This window comes from Staphylococcus equorum, from assembly GCF_029531845.1.
Taxonomy (GTDB): Bacteria; Bacillota; Bacilli; order Staphylococcales; family Staphylococcaceae; genus Staphylococcus; species Staphylococcus equorum_C.
In genome coordinates this window covers 1-13,258 of sequence record NZ_JAMBPV010000008.1, presented here as the reverse complement: position 1 = coordinate 13,258, position 13,258 = coordinate 1, and the positions used below count along the sequence as shown (strand labels likewise).

General features: G+C 32.8%; 13 protein-coding genes. 2 read left to right on the top strand and 11 right to left on the bottom strand.

The genetic code is table 11. The features are described from left to right. Positions 1 to 107: 107 nt before the first annotated feature. Both M4L39_RS10125 and M4L39_RS10120 read right to left on the bottom strand, forming a co-directional pair. Complete coding sequence (locus M4L39_RS10125) at positions 108 to 566, bottom strand: MarR family winged helix-turn-helix transcriptional regulator (protein WP_277581910.1); 459 nt, start codon at positions 564 to 566, stop codon at positions 108 to 110. A 79-nt stretch (positions 567 to 645) separates the two neighbouring features. Next, complete coding sequence (locus tag M4L39_RS10120; RefSeq protein WP_069818404.1) at positions 646 to 1,164, bottom strand: TetR/AcrR family transcriptional regulator; 519 nt, start codon at positions 1,162 to 1,164, stop codon at positions 646 to 648. 145 nt (positions 1,165 to 1,309) lie between these two features. On the opposite strand from M4L39_RS10120, the gene M4L39_RS10115 reads away from it, so the two are divergent. Beyond that, the gene (locus tag M4L39_RS10115; protein ID WP_277581909.1) at positions 1,310 to 2,227 is read left to right on the top strand and encodes a ketopantoate reductase family protein; all 918 of its coding nucleotides are present in this window, start codon (positions 1,310 to 1,312) and stop codon (positions 2,225 to 2,227) included. Between the two features lie 117 nt (positions 2,228 to 2,344). Here the strand turns inward: M4L39_RS10115 and M4L39_RS10110 are convergent, their stop codons facing one another. The 6 genes from M4L39_RS10110 to M4L39_RS10085 form a co-directional block, all read right to left on the bottom strand. Continuing rightward, positions 2,345 to 3,289: a TDT family transporter gene (locus M4L39_RS10110; RefSeq protein WP_277581908.1), complete on the bottom strand. Its 945-nt coding sequence runs from the start codon at positions 3,287 to 3,289 to the stop codon at positions 2,345 to 2,347. A gap of 254 nt (positions 3,290 to 3,543) precedes the next feature. Next, the gene (arr, locus tag M4L39_RS10105) at positions 3,544 to 3,972 is read right to left on the bottom strand and encodes an NAD(+)--rifampin ADP-ribosyltransferase (RefSeq protein ID WP_277581907.1); all 429 of its coding nucleotides are present in this window, start codon (positions 3,970 to 3,972) and stop codon (positions 3,544 to 3,546) included. A 198-nt stretch (positions 3,973 to 4,170) separates the two neighbouring features. Beyond that, on the bottom strand, positions 4,171 to 4,917 hold the full coding sequence (locus M4L39_RS10100) for a glycerophosphodiester phosphodiesterase family protein (protein ID WP_277581906.1): 747 nt from the start codon (positions 4,915 to 4,917) through the stop codon (positions 4,171 to 4,173). A gap of 151 nt (positions 4,918 to 5,068) precedes the next feature. Beyond that, on the bottom strand, positions 5,069 to 6,295 hold the full coding sequence (locus M4L39_RS10095) for a M23 family metallopeptidase (RefSeq protein ID WP_277581905.1): 1,227 nt from the start codon (positions 6,293 to 6,295) through the stop codon (positions 5,069 to 5,071). A gap of 219 nt (positions 6,296 to 6,514) precedes the next feature. After that, positions 6,515 to 6,865, bottom strand: coding sequence for a DUF4064 domain-containing protein (locus M4L39_RS10090; RefSeq protein WP_277581904.1), 351 nt, complete (start codon positions 6,863 to 6,865; stop codon positions 6,515 to 6,517). Between the two features lie 41 nt (positions 6,866 to 6,906). Then, the gene (locus tag M4L39_RS10085; protein WP_277581903.1) at positions 6,907 to 7,923 is read right to left on the bottom strand and encodes a DUF4352 domain-containing protein; all 1,017 of its coding nucleotides are present in this window, start codon (positions 7,921 to 7,923) and stop codon (positions 6,907 to 6,909) included. 408 nt (positions 7,924 to 8,331) lie between these two features. Between M4L39_RS10085 and M4L39_RS10080 the strand changes: the two genes are divergently transcribed. After that, positions 8,332 to 9,528: an MFS transporter gene (locus tag M4L39_RS10080; RefSeq protein WP_277581902.1), complete on the top strand. Its 1,197-nt coding sequence runs from the start codon at positions 8,332 to 8,334 to the stop codon at positions 9,526 to 9,528. A gap of 70 nt (positions 9,529 to 9,598) precedes the next feature. Here M4L39_RS10080 and M4L39_RS10075 read toward each other — a convergent pair whose 3' ends face one another. From M4L39_RS10075 to M4L39_RS10065, 3 genes are all read right to left on the bottom strand, one after another. Beyond that, positions 9,599 to 10,573: a tRNA dihydrouridine synthase gene (locus M4L39_RS10075; RefSeq protein ID WP_277581901.1), complete on the bottom strand. Its 975-nt coding sequence runs from the start codon at positions 10,571 to 10,573 to the stop codon at positions 9,599 to 9,601. A 205-nt stretch (positions 10,574 to 10,778) separates the two neighbouring features. Further along, on the bottom strand, positions 10,779 to 11,948 hold the full coding sequence (locus M4L39_RS10070) for a YbfB/YjiJ family MFS transporter (RefSeq protein WP_277581900.1): 1,170 nt from the start codon (positions 11,946 to 11,948) through the stop codon (positions 10,779 to 10,781). A 178-nt stretch (positions 11,949 to 12,126) separates the two neighbouring features. Further along, positions 12,127 to 13,258: Ig-like domain-containing protein (locus tag M4L39_RS10065; RefSeq protein ID WP_277581899.1), on the bottom strand; the 1,132-nt coding region annotated here is incomplete at its 5' end.

Below are 13,258 nucleotides of genomic sequence, written 5' to 3'. Positions count from 1 at the left end.
ATAATCATCCTCTTCTTTATTTCATAATATTAATTCAAAAAGATAATTACACCATTTATAAACAGAAAATTCTTATTTTTTAAATGGTGTAAAGTTATTTTAATTATTTAATCTTTCTTATTCTCGTCTTTTAAATATTTTACTTCTTGAAATCCTGTACGATAAGAAGCAAATTCTTCCATTATGGCATACCAATCATTTCCAACTTTTTTCTGTATATCTTGAAATAAATCGTTTTGCGCCTTATTAAGTTCTTGAACTAATTTTGTTCCTTTTTCCGTGGGGTACAAAGCTTTAATTCGCTTATCCGCTTCGGTGGGTTGTTCGGTGATATATGCCTCGTCTTTTAATTTTTTCAAAGTTGCATGGCTGCCTTGTTTAGAAATCTCTAAACTTTTCAATAAATCTTTGATCGTAATTCCAGGCACCTTTTCAATAAAAAATAAGAACCTATGATGCTGTCTATTTAAACCATATGCTTCAATAATTTCATCTGCTGTATTTATAAATGTTTTATAAGCGAAATAAAACAACAAATTCTCGTAATCATTATTACTACTTTCCATTATTCACATTCCTTTTTTGTAATTTTTAACGCATCGCCGGGGTTACTAATTAATACCTTTATAACACTTCAGTTGATTGTTACAAGTGCTTTAAATGTGGCTCCAATAATACGGAAAGTTCTCCTACTAAAGTATCTATATCACATGGTTTTGATTCTTCAATCCACCATATAATAACGCCTACTACAGCAGAGGATAAAAACTGGGCAGTAATTTCACTGTTTTGTTTATTTATGGTGTCGCGCATTTTCTTTGATAATGTTTGCTTAAGCATATTAAGATCTGACTTTTTAACCAAAGTTTTCAAAATATCGTACTGATCGTCAATCACGTACATGACTTCACGCAACGTTTCTTTATTATCTCCTGATTCTGCAAGATAAATATTGCATTTATCCACTGCTGCGCCCAAAATATAATCAATTGCATGGTCTAAAATGTCGTACTTATCTATAAAATTCAAATAAATGGTACCTCTATTTATATTGGCATGTTGAGCAATATCATTCATTGATATTTTATCAAAGTCTTTTTCTCTAATCAGTTCAACAAAGCTACGAATAATAAGTTTTTGGGATTTTTCTTTTCGTTTATCCATTTTAACTCCTTTTAATATCAACAATTTTCAATATTTGTTCATTAAACATCAACAAGGTTGTATTGTTCATTGAGTTTAAATCTTATTGATGATAACTTCAAGTTATTAAACAATTGTTCAATAACTAAATTGGAGTGATAATGATATGAAAATTTTAATATATGGTGCAGGTGTACAGGGGCAATTTTTAGCTCACGCACTAAATACCAAAGATAATGACATTACAATGTTTGCACGTGGAAAAACTTTAGAGCACTTGAATCAAAAAGGTTTGAAACTTAAGCATTCATTGCAAAGAAAAACGACAAATGAACATATAACAACGACAAGCACACTTTCAAAAGATGATATATATGACGTTATTTTTGTAACTATGAAATATTCAGATTTTTACAATATAGTGCCAACACTAGCTCAAAACAAAAGCGAAAATATTGTCTTCATTGGGAATAATATGAATCCTAAATTACTACAAAGCACATTGACGCAACAGAGTAACCATCTTAAGCATATCACTTTCGGCTTTTTAATGACTGGTGGTTCAAGAGAAGCAAGCCATACTAATATTTTAAGATTTAATGCTGGAGAGCTCAAAGTAGGAAACATGCATGGAGAAATTACGTTCTCAGACAAACTAAATTCAATATTTAAAAATGCGAAAATCAAACTAACTTATGAGCAGAACTTTGAAGATTGGTTGATGTCACACGCAGCTTTAGTTTTACCGTTAAACATGTTATTTATTCTAAAACAAAACCAAAACACTAGCGCGCATACATTAACCAAAGAAACGATAGCTGCTTTTACTGAACTACATCAATTGTTAGAACACAAAGGCCATACTATAAAACCAAAAGCACAGTCTGTTTTATTTAAAAATTTCAAAGGATTGTCCAATATAGTATTAAAAACAGTTATGAACATTGGACTCATCAATCAAACACAAGGTTCTTTTAAAGAGCTTGAAGCACTTTATAACGATGTTAAAGTACTCAATCAAAATACAGCACTAACTACAAGTCATCTAGATGCTCTATTTGAAGCGAGCAAATCCATCAGTTAAAATAACTGAATTCATAACCGTTGAAAAGGGAGGGATACGAAATTAAAATTAAATTTCGTATCCCTCCCTTTATACTGACTAGATGTCTAATAAAATAACTTAGTTCTTTAATTTTTGTTATTTTATTTCAATTGTACGTTTCTTTAAAAATGAAGCATATCCTAAAATAACGTAAATCACAGTCATGATTGCAAAGGTCACTTCAAGTACAGTTATAAAATAAAGTACACTGTGTAGTTTGTGAGGTAAGTTTTCAATTTTAATTAAATTATATAATGATGTCGCTGTTGTGACCCACGGAAAAGTTAATGCTGAAAATGAAAATCTAAAATTCAACTTATATAATTTCGGTAGGAAGGTTAATGAGTATATAAATGTGAGTTGGGAAATAATCAACATTGGCATAGTGTATAACAACTGCGTGTGCTCTGCGCTTAACAAATAACCGTTTAGGCAAAGTGAAGCTGGTGCCGCTATGATGATTGTCATAGGAAATTGATTTTCGTTATATAATCGCCATGATTTTTTAAATAGTACGATACATATCAATACTAAAAAGCATAACGTAGCTATATATACTATCAATTCACCAAAGAATGGTGAAAAATCTTCAGCCGTTTCAGAAATAACACCAATCCCTACAAATGTAACAAACCAACTAGTACTCGGAACGATTCGTTCATTTTTACGTAAATAAATATGGTAATAAATAAACACGCCAATAATAATAAACTGCAGTATTACAATAATCCACCACAGCCAATTTATGATTTCCCAGGTAATATTGAGTTGATGGTATAAGATATAAAGTAATGTTAGAAATGTCATTGTAATCGTAGGAAAAGTCGCACATATATTACGATCAGATAATTCTTTCAACACAATTCTAGGAAACTGTATACATTTTAGTATAAATAAGCCCACCACAATAACACTTATAATTAAAAATATAGTAGCTAAAACATCCCACTCCATAATGTATAAAAGGTTGCTTAATGCTGAAATACCCAACGCTAAGCCACAAATAGCAGTCGGTATTACACTTATAAATTTTCGAAACATATCATTTATTAATCCTTTTTATCTATATTTGAATATTACATACATAATCACTATACGCTTTTATCAAAATTCAAGCGTTGCATCTGTTTATATTGCTTTGAATACCGATATTATTTATCTCGCTTATCAAGTAAATTTTAGCACTAATATGTGATAGATAATACCTCACTGGGAACAAACTTTTTTATATAAATAAGCAGCCCACTATTTATCAATTATGGACTGCTTAACTTTATCTTCATTACGGTTGTGTATTAATCTTCAATAATATCTAATCCATCTTTACGTAATTGTGCTAATCCTTTTATCATTTGTTCAATATCATGATTAGAGTGTCGTTCCCATGTAGCTAATTCCGCTACAATTTTCAAGGGTTCCGTGGAGCGATATGAACGGGTAGGATTCCCAGGAAATTTTTTATCTGTGACATTAGGATCATTTTCAAATACTCCAATGGGTTCAATAATATAGATGTGTTCTTGTGCTGGTTCGTCAGCTAATGCAGCGGCGAGTTCGGCACCCCACTTAGCTGTGTCTAAAGCGCCAGTAAAATAAATATGGTTCATTTTACGGTTTTGATAATTAGAAATACGTTGTGTTTGCAGTAAATCACCTATTTGTAATTCAGCCTTTGTCCCATGAAAAAATGGTCCTTGATCCAACACTTCTTTTTGTTCTACCATTGTTCAACACTCCTTCTTCCTCTATGATATTCACCAGTATAAACTGCTAAACAGTAAAGAAGTAGTCTATAATATTGTTATTTTTTAATGTATAATTAAGACAAAGGACATCTAGTTTTTAACCATGTCGATAAAAAGGAGCAGGAGAAAATCAAAATTCAAATTTTTATTTTCTATCCCCACCCCACGACTGCGATTTTATAATCTTTCTAAGTGAATCATTTCATCTGCTTTGTCTGTAAATATACCATCAACGCCCCAATTTGCTAATTGATTCGCACGTAATTGTTTGTTTACTGTCCACACATTTAAAGCATATCCAGCATTTTTTATTTTTCTAACACGGGCTTGCGTCAATTTGGTATCTTCTATATTCACTATTTTCGAACCACAATAATCTAATAGCGTTCTCCAATCATCGCCAAAAGCTGCAGCTTTAAATATTACAGCTCTCTCATACTCTGGCATGAACTGCTCTGCTAATTTCACTAAAACCAAATTAAAGCTTGATATCAATACATTTAAATCCGAATTTAAGCCTTTTAATTTATCTGCAACTTGTTTAATCATACTTTCTGATAGTACTGTGCCATTCGGACCCGTAACGCCCTTCAATTCAATGTTTAAGTTCATGTTGTAGGCACTAGCCAATTCAATAACTTCATCAAATGTAGGTAATTTTTCGGCTTCAAACTCTGTTCCATACCAGCTACCTGCTGATGCATCTTTAATGTCGGCATAATTTAATTGTGTCACTTCTCCCACCATATTCGTTGTTCGATCTAAAAAATCATCATGGATTAAAATCAACTGTTCATCTTTGGTAATTGCTACATCTAATTCAATCCATTTTAATCCAGGTGTATTCCCAGCTTCTTTATAAGATGCGAGTGTATTTTCTGGTGCTTTACTCGGTAAGCCTCTATGTCCATAAACAGTAAACATACTATCATCCTCTTCAATTTAAATTTAATGCAAGTATGATATGGTATTTGAGATATTTCAAATATTCTTTGTTAATTATACATATTAATATAAAAAACGTCCTTGAATTCTATTACAGAATTTCAAGAACGCTTTAATTTATTATTTTAATTTATGCTTTTGAGTTTACGTATGAAGTTGGGTCTACTGAATAACCGTTACCAACTCCGCCTTCCATACGTTGGAAGTGTAAGTGTGGTGCAGTAGAGTTACCTGTGCTGCCTGACTCACCGATTTGTTGACCTTCTGTAACTTGGTCACCTTTTTGTACGTTTAGTGAATTCATATGCATATACCATTGGTAGTTATCACTATTTTGTTCTTGGATTGTAACTTGGTTTCCGCCACCATAATTACTCCATCCGCTTTGAATAACAGTACCATCTGTTAATGAATAAACTGGTGTGTTTTCATCCATTGCATAGTCGACACCGTAATGTGCACCGCCACCATGATATTGGCCATATGGTTGCATCTGGCTGTTACTTGTTAACCAGTTTGATGAATTTGTACTGTTATTATTGTTTGATGATGTATTGTTGTTTGATGATGCATTGTTGTTTGATGATGCATTGTTGTTTGATGATGCATTGTTGTTTGATGACGTATTGTTGTTTGAAGTTTCTGGTGAAGGTGCTGCTTCTTGTTGCGTTGCTTGCCCTTCATTAGAACTGCTTGTTGATTCTGTAGCAGGTGCATTTGTTGTGTTCTCTACGTTATTTGATGTTGCATTTTGTTTTACATCTTCAACACCATTACCATCATTGCGCGTATAACTACTTTCATAGTTTTCGTTTGATGATGTATTATTTTGTGTATAAGATGCGTTGTTATTTGATGTATTATCATTAGTTGTTGTGCTTTGTTCTTGTGATGAAGTTTGAGCAGAAACTTCATTATTAGAACTTTGCGGTGCTTCTTGTGATTGAGCTGGTGCTTTGTTTACATCGTAGCCACTCTTTTGAACAGCCTCATGACTCTTATCAGCACTATAATTGTTACCATTATATGCATTTGTTACATTCGTATTTGTTGAATTTGTGTCTTGATCATTCATAGGGAAATAGTAATAATGGTAATTTCCTTCTTCATCGATTAAATAGAAATAATATTGTTGTTGATCAAACATTGATTGGTCCCAGTTTCCATCTAATGTATGGTGATAATTCCCACTATTATCTTCATCAATGTAACCATATTCAAACATACCATTCATTGATTGGTCACTTGAATATTGCGTACCTGATTGGTTATTCTCTGAAGCTTCTGCGTCTGACTGTGCTATGCCCACTGCTCCCAATGACAATGTAGCAATTGTTGCTGTAACGATTTTTTTCATAATTAATAAATCCTCCCAAAATTTTTCCTTAGCTAACAATAGCAAAGAAATTATATAAAGAGAATAGCAGAAACTATTTTTTAATTTTTTGGTAATTGATTTGAGATACCTGTAATTATTTTGAAAATTCTATCTATAATTAAGCTACTATCAATATAATCTTTGGAATTCAAATATAAAAGACAGAGAAAGTTAATACTCCTCTGTCTACTTTACTTCCTATTTTCTTATAAGAGCCAATATACCTGCAACTAAAATTAATATTCCAGATAATATTCCAAAGAAACTAATGAATATAAAATTAAGTATTCCACCTATTACTAGCAAAACACCTACGAATACTCTTTTCTTATTAATAATACAACTTAAAACTAACGTTATAATACAAGTGATAATTACTGCTGTTCCAAGCCCCATGAAACTACCACTATCTGTATCACCGAATTCAGAACCAATGCCGCCTACCATAATTGCAAATAAGCCACCTAGTATCCCAAAAATACTTCCTATTATTCCCAAAACCATTTCTGCCACTCTATTTGTTTGTTTAACTGTTTGATTTTCATTCATTTTTATTCCTCCTCATTCTTTATTTATATTCTCTTTAAAATCTATTCTGTTGATTCATCGTCCTCTATTGCCTTCATATCTTCCTCATATGCTTTATCTATTTCTTCCATCTCCTTTTCATATGCTTCATCTTGTTCTTTCATTTCTTGTTCATACGCTTCATCTTGCCTTTTCATTTCTTCATCAAATTCTTTTTCATCTTGCTTCATTTGTTCTTCATACTCTTGGTCTTCTAGTTCCATTTGTTTGTTATATAACTCATCAACACGCGCTTCTAATTGATCATATTCAATTTCTAATACATCATCCTCGACATGGTTCATTTTTTCACCATCTGTTAATTCATTGTATTCATCTACTAATGAATTATACATTTCTGCAGGATATGTCATTTCTTCACTTTCAGTGTCTTCATCTTCTTCAGTTGATTCCCCATCAGTTTCTTCAGGTGCAGATTCAGACTCAGGTTCAGTTTCAGTAACAATATTTTCAGAAGTTTGGTTTTCACTCTGTCCTGTTGCTTCTTTTATGTCTTCTTTTTTAATCTTCCATCTTGCTTTTATATTTTCAAATTTAGGATGTGCATCCATTTCTAATGCGTATTCATTACCCTCTGGTACATCGTAGGTGATATAACCTGAACCAGTATTCCCTTTATTTAATTGATGAGAAAACCCGGCATTAGTATCATCATTACCAAACCACTCTTGATAATTTTCATTATTCATTTTCATACTAAAATCTGCAGAATCAACTAACACTTGATCGTTGTTATTATTTTTAAATTTCAAGTGCACTTTAACAACTCTCCCATTTTCAGGCGCACTGTATTCATCATATTCATTTACGTATTCTACCTTTGTTAATTTAATGTCTACCCCGTCAGCATGAACAACCTGACCAATTTTGAAGTTTTTCATTTTACCAGTTGCTTTAGCATTACTATTTTCTTCAGTCTTATCACTTTCTTTATCCTTACTTTTCACCTTATCATTTTCTGTACCACAAGCAGCCAACACCAATAATGCTATTAGTGCTAAAAATAATAATTTTTTCATATTATTATCTTCCCCTCATCCCATTTATTATTATGTGCAAATTACAAGTTACACCACTTAAAATATTTTTAAATACATACCCTATAATCTTATAACCTTTTTAATTAAAATAAATATGTTTTTTGAATTATTTTTAACTTTCTCTTAATTTCTTTGTATTATTTTTTTAAAATGTAATTTACAAATCAAAAATCACACAACTTATAATGTAATAGGAAACTTTGTTACATTATATATAGGTTAATCTCTAATTCGTTTTAATAATAAGTAATGTATTATTTTAGTTTTAGCTACTTATCAATGTTATGGAAATCTAAAGCATTACATCTTTTAAAACAACTAATATATTTTTTATATTATTTATTACGTGATACTATAGACATATTAAACATAAAAGGGGTTCGTACAATGGAGTATTTGAAAAACAGCTATGTAAATAAAGGTTCAAAAGCATATATTAAAATTATCGTTGCACTTTTCATTTCAGGATTCACTATTTTTTCAATACTATATAGCGTTCAACCATTGATACCCCATTTCACACAATCATTTAATGTGAGTGAAACTGTTGCAAGTTTGGCATTGTCGGCAGCAACCCTGACATTAGCTTTTGCTATGCTATTTTTTGGCGCAATATCGGAAGTAATTGGACGTAAACCTATTATGATTTTTTCTGTGATTTCGGTATCATTATTAGCACTAGTGCAACCCTTTATTACAGATTTCAATACCTTCTTAATTGTTAGACTTATACAAGGCATCTGTTTAGCAGGCTTACCCTCTATCGCTATGGCGTATATCGGAGAAGAAATTTCTGCGCATAATTTGCCTGAGGCTATGGGCATTTATATTAGTGGCAATGCATTTGGTGGGGCGTTTGGTAGAATATTCACTGGATTTATTTCAAGTATTTATGGTTATCAAGTCGGCTTATTCTCTATTGCAATTATTAGTGTTGTCGCAGCAATATTATTTGCTTTCTTACTACCAGCATCTCGACATTTTGAGAAGCAACGCTTTTCTGTTAAAGCATTAGTATTGAGCTATAGTCAACATTTGAAAAACATTCGTTTACTAAAACCTTTTATGATTGGATTTCTATTATTAGGCTGTAACATCGCTGCTTTTAACTATATTGGCTTTGTGTTGGCAGCTAGACCTTATCAATTGCACGACAGTATTATTAGCTTTGTTTACTTATTATTCTTAATTGGTATGATATCTTCTATATTAAATGCAAAATTACGTACTAAATTAGGTACATTAAACGCTTTAAAATTTAGCATTTTACTATTAATTGTTGGTATTTGGATTACACTTTTACCTTTTTTAGTTTTTAAAATACTCGGCTTGGCATTCAGTGTTTATGCATTTTTCAGTGGTCACGCGATAGCAAGTGGCGTAGTTGCAAGTCGTGCTGAACATCATAAAGCGCAAGCATCTAGTTTATATTTATTATTTTATTACATGGGTTCATCTATTGGGGGTACATTAGCAGGTATCTTCTATGGGCTGATACAATGGCCAGGTGTTGTATTTATGATTACAGCTTTCATGATTATTGCATTCATTATTTCATTAACAATCAAACAAAAAACGGCTTAAAAATCTTAATATCAAGATTTTTAAGCCGTTTATTTTACTTCTTCATTACTATTGTCTAAATCGATTAATATTATTCTACCGGTGCCATTTGTGCTTCAAATTCATCAAGTAGCGTTCGAGCATCATCTGTCGTATTCGTACTCATCAACTGATGTCTCAGTTCTCCTGCACCTCTGATGCCGCGTACATATATTTTAAAGAATCTGCGCAATGGTTTAAACTGACGCGTTTCTTCTTTAGTATATTTGTCGAATAGATCAAGGTGTAATCTTAACAGACCTAATAGCTCTTCGCTCGTATGTTCTCTCGGTTCTTTTTCAAATGCATACGGATTTTGGAAAATTCCACGTCCAATCATTACACCGTCAATGCCATACTTCTCTGCCAGTTCGAGCCCTGTTTTTCTATCCGGAATATCTCCGTTAATCGTTAACAATGTGTCCGGTGCGACTGCATCACGAACCTTTTTAATTTCTCCGATTAATTCCCAGTGCGCATCCACTTTACTCATTTCTCTACGCGTACGAAGGTGAATCGACAGGTTCGCAATATCCTGTTCGAATACATGTGTCAGCCAATCTCTCCACTCATCGATATCAGAATAACCGAGTCGAGTCTTAACACTTACCGGAAGACCTCCTGCTTTAGCTGCTTGAATAATTTCAGCTGCAATTTCAGGACGTTGAATTAATCCTGAACCTTTACCTTTCGTTGCAACGTTCGGCACTGGGCAGCCCATATTTAAATCGATACCTTTAAAACCCATCTCTGCCATACCGATACTCATTTCACGGAAGTTCTCTGGTTTGTCCCCCCAAATGTGAGCGACAATAGGCTGTTCATCTTCAGTGAATGTTAAGCGTCCACGTACACTGTGTACACCTTCAGGGTGGCAAAAGCTTTCTGTATTTGTAAACTCAGTGAAGAAAACATCAGGTCTGCCTGCTTCACTGACAACGTGACGAAAAACTACATCTGTAACATCTTCCATTGGTGCCAAAACAAAAAATGGACGCGGTAATTCACGCCAAAAGTTTTCTTTCATATATATTTAAACCTTCTTATCTATTATTATCTCGAATTTTTATCCATGACGATATTACCACAAAAAGTCAATTTACACAAAAGTATGATGACCACTAAAAAGCCTACATAGACTACTTCTGTAAGTGTATATAACTTTTCGAACTTTTTATTTATTGCTTTAAATTATTTTTCTTTTTTTAAGACGCTCTATTTGAATATATCATTTAATTTGTGACTCTATAACTATACATACTGCTTAATAGCCCGATGCAAAGTATGATAGACGCAAAAATCAGTGCTGCGTTATAATTTGCTGATTCACCAATTAATATACCAGAAAGTGCCGGCGCAATCATTTGCCCTAAACTATAAATAACAGTTAATGAAGCAACTAAATTTATTTTACTGTTACTTTGAAACATTAAAGTTTGTGCTTTTGACATAAACAATGTCGTTAAACCAAGAAATGTAGCACCAAATAAAATAGAACTTATCACTAAACTCATCATGCTTTCTGAAAAAACAGGCAATATTACGGCAATAATTTGTAAAATAAATGCTAAATTAGTTGCTTTACCGTGTCCTAATTTTTCAGCCATCATAGACCATAAAATCGTCGATGGAATAGCTCCTAATCCTACAAACATCCAACTTAACGCTGCATAATCTGCAAATTCAGGTATGGATTTAACGATTGCTACTAAAAATGTACCTGTAATTATGTAACCCGCACCTTCACAAAAATACGCTATTGAAAACCCCCAAATAAATTTTTTATTCAGCTTAACTTTTGGTTTATCTTCCTTTTCATTTAAGGTTTGTGTTTCATTTTCAACATTTGAATTTTGGCGCATACCAAAAAACACAAAACTTCCCATAACTAAAGCAAAAACACCCAGTAAAATCCACGTTATCTTCCAATTATTTTCTGTAGTGAATAAAAATATAAATATACTACTTGTGAAAATGCCTAGACCCACACCACTATAAAGCATACCTGAGATACGACCCTTGTTCGCTGCTCTCAATGCTTCGAGCGCCACATTTGAGGCTAAAACAAAAACCGTTCCGCTCGTGATTCCTGCGATTAAACGGAAAATTATCCATAATGTAAAATTATCAAATAGCCCCATCAATATTGTTGAAACTATATTGATTAGTAAGTATAGTTTCAAATCTGTAACCTTGCTAAACACAACTATCCATATAGGAATAATTGCTCCAATTAAATAACCTAAGTAATTAATAGTTGCAAGTAATCCTGCGCTCTGATTATCCATATATCCCGTTTGTTGCATAAACGGCATAATAGGTGTGTATGCAAAACGTCCAATTGCCATAACTATAAACAAACAAATCATACCTAATATAAGTTGCCGATAAGCTTTTTGCATTTCTCCACACCTTTCTTTACTAATTACTCCATTATACGCCTAAGCTATATTTTTAGAAATGGCACATCATTAATAAGTTATATACAAAAAAAGACGGAAGCTCTATTTAAAGAGCATTCCGTCTTTTTTATTTTGTAATACTATAATAATATCGTTATCTTTATAATATTAATTCTTATTAATGTTCTTCTTTATTTTTACGACGTCTTCCTATTAACATAAATGCACCAATCATAGCTAATGATGAACTGAATAATCCTTTATTTTGGTTCTCATTTTCACCAGTAGTAGGTAATTTATCTACATGTTTATTATTTCCTTTATCTAGATTATTTTTGTCATTATTCAGATTTGAAATAGTACCTTTTTTATCATTAGTTTGTATAACATCGCCTTTGGAAGCTACATCTGTCCCTGATTTGTGATTAACTGAATCATCGGAATGTTTGCTGTTACTATTTAGATTTCTGTGTTCTTTTCCATCTTCCCCTTCAATTCCATTCAACCCTAATTGACTATTTAAATCAAAATTATTGCTAGATTTATCATGATCATTCGCTTGTTTTGTTATTGAAGCACTACTATTATTCACAATAATTGTTGTTGTTCCAGACATATTTCCTGACTTATCAATTGATGAGAGTTGTATAGTATCTCCAGGGTTTAAATCTATTATAGAAGGGACATTAATTACGTAGTTTCCTTGATTATCAGCCTTTCCAGTTACGATAGTTCCATTTGGGAATTTAACTGTAATTGTTGAGCCGGGTTCACCTGTGCCTGTAATTTGCGTATCTCCACTCGTAATTTCATTCACTGTTGGGGCTGCTGGTGCCGTCGCATCTTTAACCGTCACTTTTGTTTCTCGTGACACATTGCCTGATGTATCTGTTGATGTTACTACGAGTTCTTCGTTCCCATTTAATTTCTTATCTACTGGTAAATCGATTGCGTAATTTCCTTGGTTATCTACTGTTCCCGTCACTGTGCTTCCATCTGGGAATTTAACCGTAATTGTTGAACCGGCTTCGCCTGTTCCTGTTACTTGCGTACCTTCACTTGTAACCTCATTCACCATCGGTGCGTTTGGTGACGTCACATCTGTAACTGTCACTTTTGCTTCTGGCGATACATTGCCTGCTCCATCTGTTGACGTCACTACTAACTCTTCATTTCCATTTAATTTCTTATCTAATGGTAAATCGATCACGTAATTTCCTTGTCCATCTACTGTACCCGTTACCACACTTCCATCTGGGAATTTAACTGTGATTGTTGAGCCTGCTTCTCCCGTGCCTGTTACTTGTGTA